This window comes from Paenibacillus aestuarii, assembly GCF_027789125.1.
Lineage (GTDB): Bacteria > Bacillota > Bacilli > Paenibacillales > NBRC-103111 > Paenibacillus_E > Paenibacillus_E aestuarii.
In genome coordinates this window covers 40,117-57,137 of sequence record NZ_JAQFVF010000022.1, presented here as the reverse complement: position 1 = coordinate 57,137, position 17,021 = coordinate 40,117, and the positions used below count along the sequence as shown (strand labels likewise).

Annotated in this window: 16 protein-coding genes and 1 other RNA gene; 2 read left to right on the top strand and 15 right to left on the bottom strand. The window is 45.3% G+C overall.

Annotated elements, in window-relative coordinates; translation table 11 throughout:
* Positions 1-108: 108 nt before the first annotated feature.
* The 4 genes from O9139_RS07605 to O9139_RS07590 form a co-directional block, all read right to left on the bottom strand.
* Entirely contained in the window at positions 109-924 is an 816-nt protein-coding gene (locus O9139_RS07605; protein WP_270878854.1) for a peptidylprolyl isomerase, read from the bottom strand.
* Between the two features lie 187 nt (positions 925-1,111).
* Positions 1,112-1,852 (bottom strand): amino acid ABC transporter ATP-binding protein, encoded by a 741-nt coding sequence (locus O9139_RS07600; RefSeq protein ID WP_270878853.1) that lies wholly within the window; start codon positions 1,850-1,852, stop codon positions 1,112-1,114.
* Positions 1,853-1,866: 14 nt separating this feature from the next.
* Positions 1,867-2,526 (bottom strand): amino acid ABC transporter permease, encoded by a 660-nt coding sequence (locus O9139_RS07595; protein WP_270878852.1) that lies wholly within the window; start codon positions 2,524-2,526, stop codon positions 1,867-1,869.
* A 70-nt stretch (positions 2,527-2,596) separates the two neighbouring features.
* A complete protein-coding gene (locus O9139_RS07590) occupies positions 2,597-3,376 on the bottom strand; it encodes an amino acid ABC transporter substrate-binding protein (protein WP_270878851.1) in 780 nt (259 codons plus the stop codon).
* Positions 3,377-3,846: 470 nt separating this feature from the next.
* Here O9139_RS07590 and O9139_RS07585 point away from each other — a divergent pair, with 470 nt between their 5' ends.
* Positions 3,847-4,269, top strand: a complete 423-nt coding sequence (locus tag O9139_RS07585) for a hypothetical protein (RefSeq protein ID WP_270878850.1) — start codon at positions 3,847-3,849, stop codon at positions 4,267-4,269.
* 80 nt (positions 4,270-4,349) lie between these two features.
* On the opposite strand, the gene O9139_RS07580 is transcribed toward O9139_RS07585, so the two are convergent.
* The 3 genes from O9139_RS07580 to O9139_RS07570 all read right to left on the bottom strand — a co-directional run bounded on the left by O9139_RS07580 (position 4,350) and on the right by O9139_RS07570 (position 6,016).
* The gene (locus O9139_RS07580) at positions 4,350-5,264 is read right to left on the bottom strand and encodes a VOC family protein (RefSeq protein ID WP_270878849.1); all 915 of its coding nucleotides are present in this window, start codon (positions 5,262-5,264) and stop codon (positions 4,350-4,352) included.
* 217 nt (positions 5,265-5,481) lie between these two features.
* Positions 5,482-5,739, bottom strand: a complete 258-nt coding sequence (locus O9139_RS07575; protein WP_270878848.1) for a cold-shock protein — start codon at positions 5,737-5,739, stop codon at positions 5,482-5,484.
* A gap of 73 nt (positions 5,740-5,812) precedes the next feature.
* A complete protein-coding gene (locus tag O9139_RS07570; RefSeq protein WP_270878847.1) occupies positions 5,813-6,016 on the bottom strand; it encodes a cold-shock protein in 204 nt (67 codons plus the stop codon).
* A gap of 264 nt (positions 6,017-6,280) precedes the next feature.
* On the opposite strand from O9139_RS07570, the gene O9139_RS07565 reads away from it, so the two are divergent.
* Entirely contained in the window at positions 6,281-7,306 is a 1,026-nt protein-coding gene (locus O9139_RS07565) for a fatty acid desaturase (protein ID WP_270878846.1), read from the top strand.
* A gap of 132 nt (positions 7,307-7,438) precedes the next feature.
* Here the strand turns inward: O9139_RS07565 and O9139_RS07560 are convergent, their stop codons facing one another.
* The 8 genes from O9139_RS07560 to rnr all read right to left on the bottom strand — a co-directional run bounded on the left by O9139_RS07560 (position 7,439) and on the right by rnr (position 17,013).
* Positions 7,439-8,872 (bottom strand): sensor histidine kinase, encoded by a 1,434-nt coding sequence (locus tag O9139_RS07560; RefSeq protein ID WP_270878845.1) that lies wholly within the window; start codon positions 8,870-8,872, stop codon positions 7,439-7,441.
* Positions 8,869-9,582 (bottom strand): response regulator transcription factor, encoded by a 714-nt coding sequence (locus tag O9139_RS07555; protein ID WP_270878844.1) that lies wholly within the window; start codon positions 9,580-9,582, stop codon positions 8,869-8,871. The genes O9139_RS07560 and O9139_RS07555 overlap by 4 nt, the downstream gene beginning before the upstream one ends.
* A gap of 70 nt (positions 9,583-9,652) precedes the next feature.
* A complete protein-coding gene (locus O9139_RS07550; RefSeq protein WP_270878843.1) occupies positions 9,653-10,012 on the bottom strand; it encodes a YxeA family protein in 360 nt (119 codons plus the stop codon).
* Positions 10,013-10,042: 30 nt separating this feature from the next.
* Positions 10,043-11,995 (bottom strand): ABC transporter permease, encoded by a 1,953-nt coding sequence (locus O9139_RS07545; protein WP_333742484.1) that lies wholly within the window; start codon positions 11,993-11,995, stop codon positions 10,043-10,045.
* Entirely contained in the window at positions 11,973-12,740 is a 768-nt protein-coding gene (locus tag O9139_RS07540; protein ID WP_270878841.1) for an ABC transporter ATP-binding protein, read from the bottom strand. The genes O9139_RS07545 and O9139_RS07540 overlap by 23 nt, the downstream gene beginning before the upstream one ends.
* A gap of 426 nt (positions 12,741-13,166) precedes the next feature.
* Positions 13,167-13,532, bottom strand: a transfer-messenger RNA (tmRNA) gene (gene ssrA / locus O9139_RS07535).
* A gap of 185 nt (positions 13,533-13,717) precedes the next feature.
* Entirely contained in the window at positions 13,718-14,200 is a 483-nt protein-coding gene (gene smpB / locus O9139_RS07530) for an SsrA-binding protein SmpB (protein WP_270878840.1), read from the bottom strand.
* 89 nt (positions 14,201-14,289) lie between these two features.
* Complete coding sequence (rnr, locus tag O9139_RS07525; protein ID WP_270878839.1) at positions 14,290-17,013, bottom strand: ribonuclease R; 2,724 nt, start codon at positions 17,011-17,013, stop codon at positions 14,290-14,292.
* Positions 17,014-17,021: the final 8 nt, after the last annotated feature.

Here is a 17,021-nt window from a genome sequence, read left to right as displayed (position 1 = left end):
TACATGAACGGTCCCTTAAATTGGAATAATTATCCGGTTAAAATCAGCTTAATTTCTGCTCGTCCATACTGAAAATGGGCTGAAGATAGGCCAAATACTGGCCGAAACTCATTGCGCCGTTTCCGAAATGGTCACTTTTTTGATGCTAATCGTGTCAACAGGCTTGCTCTGTTCCGTATTGTTAGCGTTGTATTCGACCGGAGTGGACGCCAGCGCAGTAACGACATCCATCCCTTCCACCACCTTACCGAAAATCGTATAGTTCGGCATCTGATTCAAATAGTCGCTCTCTGCGCCTGTGCAAATGAAGAACTGACTGCCATTCGTGTTAGGCCCTGCGTTCGCCATGGCAACAATGCCAGGCTCATACTTATGTCCGTTATTCAGCTCATCTTCGAACCTATACCCAGGTCCCCCGCGGCCAGTCCCGGAAGGGTCACCGGTTTGGATGACGAAGTCTTTCAACACGCGATGGAAAATAACGTCGTCATAGAAGCCCTCTTTGGCAAGGAAGAGGAAATTGTTGACCGTTTTCGGCGCGTCTTTGGCATAGAGCTCAATACGGAAGCTTCCTTTTGTCGTTTCAATAGTAGCCTGATAAGAATGGTTGGTATCAATACTCATAACAGGTGCGCTAGTATAGCGGTCCCCGACCCATATCGTATCGTGATTCGCATCATACTGCACGGTTTTCCCGAGCGCTTCACTCATAAACCGCAGCGGAACATAGGTCGTACCTTCATAAATAAACGGCTTGCCTTGATCGGTACCAATGGCTTTCTCCTTGCCATCAAACATAAATTTTAGCTGCTTAAAATAAACCTCAATCTGGCTGCTCGCACTAGCCGCACTTGCAGCGATCGACGTGGTCAATGTTGCCCCTATGATAATACCTATTGATAGCATCTTCAATTTTTCTTTCATACTTCTTGTCCTCCATCCATATATCCAGATACCTCTGATTATACTGTACAAGAATTGGGTTGAGTACCTGTTTGTCAGACCAAGTCGAACCTTATCTATTCCTGTAACGCAAAAAGGAGCCTGCCACCGGATTCCAGCGGCAATGCTCCCTATTGTTCTATCAGCCTTCCTCACACCGCTGCTGTGCCTACCCAAGATTCAAGAAAGCTTTCGTCCGCTCGTGCTGCGGATTGGTAAACAATTGTTGCGGATGGCCAGATTCGACGATTTCCCCTTTATCCATAAACATTACCCGGTTGGCCACTTCTCTGGCAAAGCCCATTTCATGGGTGACGACGATCATCGTCATGTGCTCTTCGGCGAGGTTCTTCATCACCTGCATCACTTCCCCCGTCAACTCGGGATCGAGAGCCGAAGTGGGCTCATCGAACAGCAAAATTTCCGGATTCATCATCAACGCCCGCGCAATCGCCACCCGCTGCTTCTGGCCGCCCGACAGCTTAGCCGGATACTCCGATGCCCGAGCGGACAGGCCGACCTTATCCAGCAGCGCCATGCTCCGTTTGCGGAAATCATCCGCCGACTCCCCTTTCACAATGCGCGGCGCCAGCTCCAAATTTTCTCTCACCGTGAGATGAGGGAATAAATTGAAGTGCTGGAACACCATCCCCATCCTGGAGGTGATCCGTTTAATATCCGCAGGCTTGGCGTAGACGCCGTCCTGGACCAATGCCTCTCCAGTCACGCGAATCGTACCGCCATTAATCTGCTCTAGATGAATGAGGCTTCGCAGCATGGTGCTTTTGCCGGAGCCTGAGGGACCGATGACCGCGACGACATCTTTCTTTTCTACTTCAAAAGTCATATGCTTCAGCACGTTCAACTCGCCATAGGACTTACTGAGATTAGCTACTTCTATGATTGCCACATGCGCCATCCCTTTTACTCAAATTTAAATCTCCGCTCCAGCCATTTAAACAAGACCGTCAGCAGAAGTGTCATGATTAAATAAATAACACCCGCGATAAAGAAAGGCACGATCGTGAAATCACGATTGACCGCTGTCTGCGCATAATGCAGCAATTCCGGTACGGCAACCGCATAAAGCAGCGCGGTATCTTTAATCAGCGTAATCGATTCATTGGAGACGGCTGGCAGAACGACCCGGAACATCTGGGGCAGAATGATGCGTGTCATTGTCTGCCATCTGCTGAAACCGAGCACCTGCGAGGCCTCATATTGGCCTTTATCAATCGCAAGCAAACCGCCTCTAAAAATTTCGGCAAAATAAGCCGCATAGTTTAAAATAAATCCGATACATGCCGCGGTAAACCGGTCTAGCACCAAATATTGGCCAATCCCCGGCAGCATCGGAAGCCCGAAGCAAATGACGAGTAATTGCAGCAATAATGGCGTGCCGCGCATGATATAGATGTACGTATGAGCGAACCCGGAAATCCCCTGATTACGGCTGTTCACCGCTAAGGTAAGAACAAAACCTAACGGAACGGACAGCACGATCGCAATCAGAAATAACAGGACCGTCATCTCCGCTCCTTCGAGCATCGGGATCACCATCGAAGTGAAACCATCAACAGACATGAAAAATACCCCCAAGAAACAAAAACGGGATTCCCCAAAAGAAACCCGGTTTTTGCATATCTTCATTAAGCTATTTCAAAACTTTGTCTTCGCCAAACCATTTCTGCGAAATTTTCGCCGCCGTACCGTCTTGATTCATATCATCAAGCGCTTTTTGCAGCTTTTGAAGCAGTGCTTCATTGCCTTTTTTCACGCCGATTCCGTATTCTTCAGGAGCCAGCGACTCATCCAGCAGTTTAAAAGTTCCTTGTTCTTTGGCCATGTAGTACTTGATGACAACTTCGTCGATAATGACCGCATCGATGCGGCCAATTTTCAAATCGTTAAGCGCAAGCACGTTATCGGCATATTCTGTAACGGATTTGACTTTGGACTTTAGTGGGCTGTCGTTAAGCGCATCTGCCGCTGAGGAGAGGGATTGCAGCCCGACCACTTTACCATTCAGATCATCCAGCTTGGTAAAGTTGGATTTAGCCAACGTCACCGCCACTTGCGAATTTTTCAAATAAGGCTTGGTAAAAAGAACTTTGCCTTTACGCTCGTCCGTAATCGTATAGCCGTTCCAAATCAGATCGATCCTGCCGCTGTTCAGCTCTGATTCTTTAGTCGACCAATCAATCGGTTGAAAAACCGCCGTTGTCCCCATTTTCTCAGCCGCAGCTTTGGCATAATCGATATCGAAACCAACAATCTCATTCTTCTCATCCCGGAATCCCATTGGCGCAAATTTATCATCAATTCCGATCACCAGCTTCTTCGCGTCGCCAGCGCCGCTTTTTGAACTTGAACAGCCTGTAAAAATCGAAATCGCTGCTGTAATCACTAATGCCATTGTTGCTAGTCGTTTCATCAAACCCACTCCACCCTTAGTCTTGTTGTATAATTCGCTTTAGTGCGTTACCACTTTATCAAGAACGAAGTTTATAATACCATATTTCCTCAGTTTATGTCGATAGAGTTGCTGATAGAGTTGTTGGTAAATGTTCCAACGTAAAAAGAAAGACGCCTAATGGGCCTATATAGGTTATGAATAAAATACTGCGTTCAACAGCGCCCGCGACTCATCCGAAAAGCGCCCTAGCTTCTTCCAACGCATGCTCATCAACACTTTTTTACAATTTAGTATCTGGTCGGAATTTTCTGAAAAGTGATTGCTGAACAAAATGTAATATGTTAGTATTTTAACATAAATATCCAATAAATCTAGTAGTTTTCAATTATGCAAACATAGAATGATATTCAATTCAATTAAAATGCTGGCCAGCTTTTAATAAAAAATAAAACCCTAAGAGCGTTCTATTTAGTAAGGGGACATTACGAATGAAAAGATCAGTGATCCTATTAGCTGTATGTCTGACATTTCTTATTATTTGTGGTTGCAGTAAAGCAGGTTCGGGTAATTCTCATCACGGAGATGATGCCTTTCTTAACATAGGAACTATCTACCCCGGGGATATCTCCAAAGTTGATTACATCGAGATTCGCAACGGTACTAACGGGGTATTAACAACCGTTTCTGACCCCAAAGAAATACATGACTTAATAAGTAAGCTTACAACTTTGAAGCTAGAAGTAGACCGAAATCAAGGTGAACGGACAGGTTACTTATATTCCGTCAAGCTATTTCAAAACAAAGAAAAAAAGCTTGAGTTCACTACCACAGAAGCCGCAGGGACGTATTACCTGCCAAATGAGGAGTTAAACAATTCCATTCGTGATGTTGAAAGCAGGGAACATCTTTAAGCGGTAAAAGAAACGAGGGATAAGAAAGAATCCTTCTTTATCCCTCGTGTTTCTGAAATTTCAAAGCAGTCTAGCGACTCCTATCCCCTATAAACTCTCTCCAACTCCGCAATATTAAACTTCTTCATTTGCAGAAACGCCTTCGTTACGCGCTCCATCTGCTCCGGTGTCCCCTTGTTCATCATCTCGTCCATCTCCCTGGGAACAATTTGCCAGGACACTCCGAATTTGTCTTTAAGCCAGCCGCATTGCTCAGCTTGAGGAACCGCGGAGAGCTTTTCCCAGTAGTTATCAATCTCTTCCTGTGTGTCACAATAGACCATGAAGGAGATAGCCTCGTTGAAACTGAACTTATGCTCGTGCGCGCTGTCCATTGCCGTAAACCACAGATTTTCAAGCTGAAAATCAGAAAACATAATGGTTCCTTCTTTGTCAGGTTCCATGCCTTGTGGGTAACGAACAAGAAGTCCCTGCTTGGAGTTTTTAAACACAGATAAATAAAAGTTCATGGCCTCTTCCGCTTTGCCACACTGATCGCTGACAAACAAAAGTGAAGGTATAATCGCCGGGCGCTCATCACCTTCAGGATTGGTAAGCATCAACTGCCACGATAATCCGTACTTGTCCTGAATCCAGCCATACCTCTTACTAAAAGGATACTTATCAAGCGGCATTAACGCCACGCCACCATCGGATAACTTGTTCCAAACCTCATCGATTAACGTTTCTGCGTCCTTGTCCCGCGATGGGTCAAAATTGACGATGAAAGACACTGACGGATTGATCTTAAAATAAGGCCCCGCGCTGATGGCCATCATCTTCTGCCCCCAGATCTCAAAAGTGACGATATCGCTGTCGCCCGACGGCGTGCCATGGAGTGTCGTTACGTTCGTAATTTTAGAGTTTGGGAAAATAGAAGTGTAAAACTCGGCTGCTTCTTTAGCTTCCTTGTCATACCATAAGTGCGGAACGATGGTTTGATTTGTTATTGGCATTATGAATCCTCCTCAGCTTATTCTGTTCATTTTCATTTCGGCATTCATCCAAATTTTTCCTTTCATTATAACAGCCTCCGCATTATTTTGTGATTTTAAGCAAACGGTATAACTTTTCACAACAAAAAGAAGCCTGCCATTTGTGGCAAAGCCCCTTTTTCCCAGCATATGCAGCAGCTGTTGTCGATTTATTCTGACTTCACGGTATGCACGATTATTAAGAAGTTGTCAGTCTTGTGGAATTCATCTGAACACTTTTCCTAATCGCCTTTAATTCATCATTAGAATTCACTAATAACGGCAGCATTTTCATTTTACTGACCATTGGAGATGAACATAAACAACAAACAGGTTGGTACTCAAATGTAAAGTTATCCCTCATCCATCCCTTACATCCTTCTTTCGTGCAAGACCAAATTTGCGTGTTTTCAACGGGGAGAGCCTCAAAATACTTGTTACGCGCACTAAAATACATATTTATCCCCCTCTTTTTGTTCTACCTAAAAGAAGAAGCTGCCCCTAAAAGTTAAGAGCAGCTTCGCGTTCGTTTAGTAAATTTTTGTGACATTCTCAGCTTGCGGTCCACGATTACCTTGAACCACATTGAATTCAACGCGTTGGCCTTCATCCAACGATTTGAAACCATCGCCCTGAATCGCACTGAAATGTACAAAAACATCACTTCCACCTTCAACTTCAATAAAACCAAAACCCTTTTCACTGTTGAACCATTTTACTGTACCTGTTTGCATGGTATAACCTCCACAAATCATTTTTAACATGATCATTTTCTGTTAAAAAAAAATTCACACATTGGAAAAAGAACCATCATAAAATGAGACCTTTTCCAATATGCGAATTAGTTTTCATTTATCTAATTGAATTAATTATAACACTGCCAGCTCCAAAAAGCCAATTCATTAACCCCAATCCTTCATTTACCTATCCGGTCATTATCCGAACTTCAAAGAAGTGTGCTACAATTGGATAATTCGATACATGAATAGGAGCTCTTGATGACCAAATTAAAACAAACTACAGGCTTTAAAAAGATGATCGCCCCTTATGAGAAATCAAGCATTTTGAAGAGCGTTTGGCAAATTTTCAATACCTTTACTCCTTTCTTTGTTCTTTGGTACGCAGCGTACTGGTGTTTATCCATTTCCTACTGGCTTACGTTGGTATTGACGATTGTGACAGCGGGCTTACTGGTAAGGATTTTCATTATTTTCCATGACTGCTGTCACGGCTCTTTCTTCGCTAATCGAACAGCAAACGAGATTGTCGGCACAATCGCTGGCATCTTGACTTGTAGTCCTTTCTACCAATGGAGATTCAGTCACTCCGTCCATCATGCAACCAATGGTAACTTAGATCGACGGGGAACCGGGGATATTTGGACTTTGACTGTTCAGGAATATTTGGATTTACCTTGGCAAAAGCGGCTAGGTTACCGTTTGTATCGAAATCCACTAATATTATTCGTCCTAGCTCCTATCTATGTCTTTCTAATCGAATACCGGTTTAACCGCAAAGAAGCTAAAATTAGAGAACGTCTTAATACTTATACGATTAATCTTGGAATAGCGGCTCTAGCAGCACTTCTATGTTGGATAGTTGGATGGAAGGCTTTTCTGTTGGTTCAAGGACCGACCTTCCTGATATCGGGTGTTGCCGGTTTTTGGCTTTTCTACGTACAGCACCAGTTTGAACATAGTTATTTTGAGAGGAATGAAAACTGGAGTTATGTTGACGCCGCTTTACATGGGAGCTCATTCTATCAATTACCCAAAGTACTACAATGGTTTACGGGGAACATTGGCTACCATCATATTCATCACCTTAGCCCTCGTGTCCCCAACTATTATTTAGAACAAGCACATGTCGAGAATCCGATGTTCCAAAGCTCGCACCCCGTTACCCTTTTATCCAGTCTGCGGTCGATTCACTTCCGTATTTGGGATGAACATCGAAAGAAATTATTAGGGTTCGGTTATATTAAACGTTTTAAAATGGAACAAAACAAACGCAAAAGCGCTTAAGTTTAAAGCATTTAACGCACAAAATGATGTAAAAAAACTAGATGGGCAGCTTAATAAAGCTGTCTTTTTGCTTGCGCGGCTTCTTCTCTACGGCAACTGCTTTTGGCTGAGCATGTCCGCTTGTCACTAATTTCAGTATTCATCTTTATGGTCTATGTTCCTAAATTGTATTTCGATTTGCGTACCTTGTCCAGATTGGCTTTGCACACGGATTTTGCCGCCGTGCGCGATGACAATATCATGGGCAATCGCCATGCCTAGCCCTGATCCTTTGTGCAATTCACCCGTATTTGTTCCGCGATAATAGCGATCGAATATCCGCGCAAGCTCCTCTTTGGCAATGCCCTTGCCAGTGTCTTCGATACGGATCCGTGTATAGGAATCTTTCTCTACACTCACCTGAATGCCGACACTTGGCTCATTATGAACGATGGCATTATAAATCAAATTACTGATTGTTCTGCGAAACAGTATGGCATCCACTTCCAAATGGATCACTTCGTCGCTGCAATAAAATTCGAGATTTCGATCCCTATAACGCGTATCATTCAAAATATCGATGACAATATCACGAAGAAGCGCAGCGACATTCACACGCTGCTTGTTCAAGATAAGCTCCTTGTTCTTCAGTCGTGTTGATAAATTCAAATCGTCGATCACATCTTTTAAATAGACTGACTTACGCTCGATGATCCCCGCGTATTCCCTCATTTCTTCCATAGAAAACTGATACTCTGTATTTTCCATCATTTCTGCATAGCCTTGAATGGATGCCAGCGGCGTCTTCAAATCATGCGAAATGTTGGCGATCCACTCTTCCTTCATCCGATCAAGTTTCTTACGCTCAAGCTCGCTTTGTTCAAGCACGTACGAAAGATTCTTGACGTTGGCTTGAACTCCTTTATAGATCCCTTTTGGTTCCAAATGGATGTTGTAATCATGATTCGCCAGCTTACGAATGCCCTCCATGACCACATAGAGCGGTTTCGTCAATCTTTTACTGAAAATATACCCAATAACAAGCGCAATCACGGAATCTAAGATGAGAATTAGCACACTTCCAACTTGAAAAATCCGGGTAATATCACGGGAATCATACATTAAAATTAGACGTTGGTAAGTAGAATTTTGAAACCCCATTAAATAACTAAATGTCCGGTCTCCTACTTTCTTTTCTCCAATATATATCGTAGTATACCCATCAAGTTCTCTATATTTGTAATAATGAATAACATCCATGGGTGTATACTTGTCTTTAACCCCTTCTGGTGTTCGGTAACTAAAGATTTGCTTGCCATTCTCGTCGAGCACCTGAATCCATGCCTGAAGATTGACGAGGGTGTCTTTGCCTTGATCCGTTAGCGTAATTTGATTGTCAGCAATATTAATTTGCTCATGAAAATTTCTCGTTACACTTTCGGGAGAATTGGCTTTTCGAAAAAAGGGACCTTTCCAATCCGGTTGCATGAAAAGCACAGCGAAAAAGAGAATCATATTCATGACCACAACTAAAATGACAATTGCTACAACAGATACCAGGAATCTTCCCGTCAATCGCCACTTCATGAAGCTCCGCCCTTTACTGAAAGTTTGTATCCCAACCCTTTAACAGTTAACAGGTACTGTGGATTGGAAGGATCATCTTCGATTTTTTCCCGCAGTCTACGAATATGAACCATCACCGTATTATCCGATCCGTAGAACTCCTCTCCCCAAACGCGATCATACAGCTTTTCTTTGCTAATGATCTGATTCTGGTGCTTCAGTAGCAGCATCATAATCCCGAGCTCTTTGGGCTTAAGCTCAATCAATTGACCGTTCTTAGTCAGTTCCATCCGCTCTTCATCAAATTCGAAAGAGCCTGCTTTAATAACAGGCTTCACTTTCTCTTCGATCTGCTGATAATTGGCTCTTCGAAACTGTGCTTTAATTCGATACGCAACTTCCTTCGGGCTAAAAGGCTTCGTAATATAATCATCGCCGCCAATGGCAAGCCCTAATAGTTTATCAACTTCTTCTGTTTTGGCAGATAGGAACAGAATCGGAACGTGTGAAGTTTCACGAATACTTTTACATACCTCGTAACCTTCCCCGTCTGGCAGCATGATATCAAGCAGCACAAGATCCGGCTGTACAGCACGAAATTGTTCCAATCCTTCTACCGCAGTACCCGCTGTAAACACTTCTGCAATTCCTTCCTTAAGGAGCACCGTTTGCAACAGCCGCGAAATATCCGCTTCATCTTCTATAATTAATATTTTTTTATTCAGCGACATGAGACCGTCCCCCCCGGAAGTTAAACCATCTACAAAATGTTTACCACATCCAATTTATTTCATGCAAAGCTTACTTTGCTTTCAGCTTCTCTAAAGCTTTACTTGGAACTTCATCTTGTTTCACTTCTTCATAAGAACTTACACCAGAACCTTTCGTATATACACGAAGATAAGCATCTTTTCGAAGCATTTTTATAGCGGAGAAATCAACCGTTTTTTCACTTCCGTTTTTGTCGTATGCTTTTGTATGATATAAGTAAGAATCAACCATATCCCCGCCAGAAGTTCTCACTTGAACTTTTTTGCCCTCCTGGACTTGAACATAGTATGGATCCGCACCGATTCGGTTTACGTTAAAGTTTTTAATGAGCATAAAGAACCCACCAACAAAAACAGCAAGAATAGTTAAAGTAATAATTAACTTTTTCACGACAAAATCTCCCTTAGCTGTAAATTCATTTCATTTGGGTTGTGTGACGACAATCTTGTAATAAGACTGTACGGTGAACAAATAGTAGACAAAATAAATCAATGAATACACACTAATACAGATTAGAACGGGAACGGTTAAGTTCCTTTGCAGAACGCTCGATAGTACCGATAAAGCAACGGAGCAATGTGCGATCCCCGCGAATAACGGGAGTGCGAAAATAAAGGCAACTTGTTTCGCAATTGAACGTTTAATTTCTTTCTTATTCACACCAATTTTGTGCAGAATCTGATAACGACCTTTGTCTGCGTTCGCTTCCGTTAACTGCTTGAAGTAAATCATACTACCCGTCGCCGCTAGAAAAACAAGTCCAAGAAAACCGGCCATATAAATCAACAATCCTGAACTTTGAAGCCCCTGCGAATAGTCTCGATAAAAACTCGATAAACTCGGCATCTCCTCACTTCTCGGCAATAGCTGCTCAATATCCGTCGTCAATTCCTCAGCCTTTGTATCATTCGATATGCCATAAGTCTCTAACTGAAGAGGTTTCATTTTTTTGGCAAGACTTGCAAAGAGCTCATCACTGACAACAAGAGTGGAAAAAGTTATTTCAACATTTAGTAAGGTATATGGTTTCAAGCCTGAGAAAGTAATCGTTTCACCTTTATGACCTGTTAATAATTTGATTGATTTCCCCAAGTAATCCGGCGATTGACCTTCCTTGTAGAACGGAATCAATATAACGGTTTCGTTACCCGTTAAAGATAGGGTATCCTTCTTCTTGTGTACCGCTGCCAACTTGTTAAAACTCTCGCTTGAAATCAAGGTGAACGTCCGTTTCGTACTTCTGCTGCCGCTCATTATGTTGCTCGTATCCGCATCGATCTGAATCGCAGGAACGGATAGATGGTAGTTTACCTTGTGATTCGTATTGGCCGAAATAACATCCTGCACCTTTTGGGCTTGATTTGGACTATTTGCGATAAACATATAACTGTTCGGACTCATTAATTCGGACATACTTCGGGAATTATAATACAAGCTATAGGCCGTACCGACAGCCGTTAAGGTTGTTGCACTAAGCACCGCAATAATCGTAAGTGTTCGTGCGTTCCCTCGGATCCGATAAAAGAGCTGCGACCTTCCGATTAAACGAATTCCTTTCCAATAGCGCTTCTTATTCTTCATAGATAGCTTCAACAACGTTAGGGTTAACGTGCTAAATAAGAAATAAGTGCCAATGACAACCAAAATTAAAATAAGAAGCGCAGTTGTCCCCATTCCAAGAGTTCCCCAAATCTTGGACTTCCCAATGTCTTGAAGCGCAATCCAGTAGCCACAACCGATCATCAAAACCGAAAGCAGCGCAACCTGAATCGAAGTCTTCGGTTCTTGCTCGCCTTCTGCATCGGCACGGAACAAATCGATTAACTTGAAACGATAGATTAACAAGTAGCCTTGAATCGAATTGAATAACGCGATAATCAAGAAAACAATGGCTGTATTGACGATTGCCGACGAAGAAATAGCGAATTTCGCAATCACATCATAGCCCATCAGCTTCATCAACAGCTGCACAAACCATTTGGTTAAAAAAGAACCCAATCCAATCCCGATAGTAAGCGCAAACAAGCTCATCAGGAAATTTTCATAAAATAGCATGCGTCCAATCTGCTTATTGCGTAAACCTAGGAGCGCATAGAGTCCAACCTCTTTTTTCCTTTTTCGCGTAAAGAAAGAATTCGAATACCCAATAAAGATGGCGACAAAAATAAGGAGCACGACGGATGCCCCGCTAAATGCCGTGTTAATTTTAGCCGAATCTGCCATAGCCGATTGCGCCGTTTGATCGTACTTCAGTGACACGAAAACAAAATAAATCAAGATACTAAAAATCATCGAGCCGAAGTATAAGAAGTAGTTAATAAAGTTGTTTTTCATATTTTTGCGGGCCAGACTAAATAGTGTCAAGGTGCCCACCCCCTAATGCTCCGAGGACTTCAAGTATACTTTGGAAAAACGCTTTGCGCGACTGGCTGTTTTTATACAACTCCTTATAAAGCTCGCCGTCTTTAATAAAAATGACGCGTTTGCAATAACTCGCGGCATATGCATCGTGCGTGACCATCATAATAGTAGATTTGTGTGTTTCATTTAAAGTACGCATGCTCTCCAGCAGGCTGGATGCTGATTTGGAATCGAGCGCTCCCGTCGGCTCGTCCGCCAAGACCAAGCTTGGTTTCGTGACAATGGCGCGTGATGCTGCAGTACGCTGTTTTTGACCACCGGAAATATGGTATGGATACTTGTTCAAAATATTGCGAATCCCGAATATATCCGCAATCTCATCGACTCTTTTTTCGATCTCAGCCGCAGGTACTTTCGAAATCGCGAGCGGCAGTAAAATATTTTCCTTCACCGTCAACGTATCGAGCAAATTATAGTCCTGGAAAATAAAACCCAGCTTCTGCCGACGGAAATCTGATAACTGCGCGTCTTTCATTGTCACGATATTTTGACCGGCAATGATCACATCTCCGGAAGTTGGCGTATCAATCGTAGAGAAAATGTTGAGCAATGTCGATTTCCCCGCACCCGATGGACCCATGACACCGACGAATTCACCCTCTGTTATTTCCAAGTTGATGTCTTTTAGAGCCGTATAAATGTTATCCCTCGTACCGAACTTCTTCTGTACATTATTAGCTTGCAAGATCGTTTGCATGTTCTGTACTACCTCCATCAGTTCGTATTCTCTATGAAACCTATTTTAGAGGGCCAACCTTACAACAGTTTAATCTTAACCTTACAACAACCTTAAATATTCAAGCCCAATCTAACAAATAAGCACCCATTCCCATGACTACATTAATTACAAAAGCAGAACGTTCAAAGCCGCTGTGCTCATGTCCATACTATTGCTTGTCATAGGATTTGAATTGACAGAAATATAACAAAAAGACCGCTTAAAGCCATATCACAGGCAAAAAGCGGTCTTTTTCCATATTAGAAAACGTCATCTTTTTCAGTGGTCTACTAATTAGGGCCCTACTTTTAATGACTCTTTATCTTAATCCCAAACAATCAAGTACGCTAGAGGGCACCAGAGAATGCAAAAAAGTGCCTTTGCAGGCACTTCTTCACAACATAAGTATGGAGGTGAGGGGAGTCGAACCCCTGTCCGAAAATATCGCCACACAGGCATCTACGGGTGTAGTCACAGTTTTGATGTCACCAAGGCCAGCGCCCCGTAACCGGCTCTGTCCAAGGTCAGCCTGATTATCTTCTTCCGTCGACCCCAGGCGTAGACCGAAGCGGCGTATCCCACTAAAGTTGGGCCCCTATCCCGGCACATGGGCGATGCAGGGTAGAAGCTAGCTCACAGGTTATTAAGCTGCGAAAGCTAAGTTGTTGTTTTGTTTGCCATTTAATAGGCTTTAGCGTTGTTATAGTGGCCGCGTCCCCACTACCCGCAACCCATGCTCAAACTATCCCCGTCGAATCCAAGAACACCCCCGAATTGTCTTCAACTTCACCATAAGTGAAGGAAGATAAAAGGAACATTTGGATCAACTCAATTACTTGAGCAATTTGTTGCTGTTTCCTGACTGCTTACTTAGTATAACACAAGCCAAGCAAAAGTGAATCACTAGCTTCATGGAAGCTCAGGTGTCACTTGCCAGTACTGCCATCCAGCAAGGCTTACCTTGCCACCTTCTGCTTCTCGCGCAGAGCACGCTGAATATCACGCTGTGCATCCTTCTTCGCCGCGCTTTCACGCTTATCATACTGCTTCTTCCCTTTACCTAGCCCAAGCAGCAGCTTCGCGTAGCCATTGCGGATGTAGATCTTTAAAGGAACAAGCGTATATCCTTCCTGCTTGGACTGTCCCAGCAGCTTGGCAATCTCGGCCTTCTTCATGAGCAGCTTGCGCGCTCGCGTCGGATCGGACGGATTGCTGCGATTCCCCTGTTCGAAATGACTGATGTGCATATTATGCACAAAAGCTTCCCCATTGCGAATAGTCGAAAAGCTGTCACCCAAATTCGCTCGCCCGGCTCGCAAAGACTTGATCTCCGTACCGGTTAAAACGATGCCACATTCATACGTGTCTTCAATAAAATAATCGTGCGACGCCTTCTTATTCTGAGCGAGCACTTTACCGTCGGCTTTCTTCGTAGCCACGTGAGATCCTCCTTCCGCACGCACGTGCAAAACTACATTTGGTGCAACTAATTGTAGCAAGTCTAGTGCGGAAAAGCAAGAAGCGGCGATTATCTCCGCCGCTTCTTCCCATCGCCGCCATCACGACGGCGACCGCCCTTGGCGAGCGCATTCACGCCGCTCGCCCAATCAATGCCGCTAGAGCTGCCTCCGCTCGGCGTCTCACCGCCAAGCGCGATGCCGCCACGGCCCCTCGCGCGCCCTTCACTGCGGCCGCTGTCCACACGGCCCGCGCCAACTGCTTGCAGGCGCTCGCTCAAGCCGCCTCCGCCGCTCCTCGCACCGCCGCCTGCACCTCCAGCGCTGCCGGATCCGCCCTTGCCGCCAGCTCCGCCTCGGCCACCGCGTCCAGCGCTCGCCTTGCCTTTGCCCTTGCCGCCACCGGTACCGCCCGCACTGCCACCAGCGCCTGCCGCAGCGCCAGCAAAACCACCGCGGCCGCCAGATTTGCCGCGACCACTGCCGGCACCACCCTTACCGTTGCTGCCACTGCTCTTGCCGCTGCCGCCGCCAAAGCCGCCGGCCTTCCCGCGCCCGCTGCGCCCGCGATCGTCACGGCCACGCTGTTCGCCGCGGCCACCACGGCTGGCGCCATCTCCGCCGCGCAAAAAGCCCGGCTTGCCGCTGCTGCGCGGCTTCATATCCACCATCTCAAAATCGATGGTTCGCTCATCCATATTCACACGCGCCACGCGTACCTTCGCACCATCACCAATCCGGTAAATGCGCGACGTCCGCTCACCGATCAGCGCATGCTGCATCTCATGATAATGATAATAATCGTCAGTTAGATCACTGAGCCGGATCAAACCTTCTACAGTGTTGTCGAGCTCCACGAAAATACCAAAGTTCGTCACACTGGAGATAATGCCTTCGAATTCTTCGCCAACTTTATCCAGCATGTACTCCGCTTTCTTCAGCGCTTCCGTCTCCCGCTCCGCCTCAACCGCTACGCGCTCCCGTTCCGAAGACTGCCGCGCAATGTCATCCATACGGGACGCCAAATATTCCTGACGCTGATCGGTCAGTATTCCGCCGCTTTCCAGAACCTCGCGGATGACGCGATGAATAACTAAATCGGGATAACGGCGAATCGGCGAAGTAAAGTGGGAATAAAACTCGGCCGCCAAACCGAAATGCCCTAAGCTTTGCGCATCATAGCGAGCCTGCTTCATAGAGCGCAGCATGACTTTGCTAATGACCGTTTCTTCCGGCGTATCTTTGATTTCCTCCAACAGCGACTGCAAAGCTCGAGGATGCACCGTGTTGCCTTTTCCGCGGACTACATAACCGAAGTTCGTAATAAATTCCATGAAATGCATCAGCTTCTCCGCATCCGGGTCCTCATGAATCCGGTACAAGAATGGCACCTTTAACCAATGGAAATGCTCCGCAACGGTTTCATTTGCTGCCAGCATGAATTCCTCAATAATCATTTCTGCGATGGACCGCTCTCTCTTCACGATGTCAGTCGGTTTGCCATCCGCATCCACGAGAATTTTCGACTCTTCAAAATCAAAGTCAATGGCACCGCGCTTCATCCGCCGACCGCGCAGCTTCATCGCCAGCTCTTCCATCAGCTTGAAATCGTTCAGCAAGTATGCATACTTGTCAGCAATTTCAGGCTCCGCTTCATCTCTCAGCAGCTTCCGAACATTCGTATACGTCATTCGTTCACTTGTTTTGATCACACTTGTAAAAATATCATGCTTCACCACATTCAACTGCTCATCGAATTCCATCTCGCAGGACATCGTCAACCGGTCAACCCGCGGATTCAAGGAGCAAATGCCGTTGGACAAACGGTGCGGCAGCATCGGAATGACCCGATCCGTTAAATAGACCGAGCAGCCTCGGTTATAAGCTTCGCGATCCAGCGCCGAGCCTTCGCGCACATAATAGCTTACGTCGGCAATATGCACGCCAAGTACGTAGTGTCCGTTCTCCAGAAGCTCTACGTTGACCGCGTCATCAAGGTCCTTGGCATCTTCGCCGTCAATTGTCACGATGCGCTTGCTGCGCAGATCACGCCGGCCTTGCTGCTGGATCTCTTCTTCCGTAATCGCATCCGGCACGGCGTCCGCTTCAAGGATAACTTCCTCATGGAAAGCTTCGGGAAGCTGAAATTTACGGACAATGGCCAAAATATCCACGCCAGGGTCATCTTTATGCCCCAGAACTTCAATCACTTCACCCTCAGCCGCCGCGCGCCCTTCTGGGTAGCTGACGAGCTTGACGACGACCTTTTGCCCAGTGACCGCACCCATAAACGCATGCTGAGGGATAAAAATATCCCGTGTCACCCGCTTATCGTCTGGAATAACGAATGCATAAGTCTCCTGACTTTGAAATGTCCCCACGATCTGTGTATTCGCACGGCTGATAACACGTACGACTTCACCTTCCATGCGGCCGCCGGCCTGCCCCTTCGTGGTGATTCGTACAAAAATCATATCTCCGTTCATGGCCGTATTCATATCATTTGCGTGGATATACACGTCTGGGTGTTCCCGGTCATCCGGGATTAGAAAGCCAAATCCTTTGGCATGCGCCTGCAGTTTGCCCCGCAGTAAATTCATCCGTTCAGGCACACCGTACCGATCATTCCTTGTCCGCAGAATCAAACCTTCCTCTTCGAGGTGGTTGAGCACTTTCAAAAACTCTTTAAATTCCTCTGCGTTACCGATGCCAAAGTGCTTTTCAAGCTCCTGATAAGTCATCGGCTTGTACGCCGTCTCTTGCATAAAGCTTAAGATCTCTTTTTCCGATATCATCTACTTTT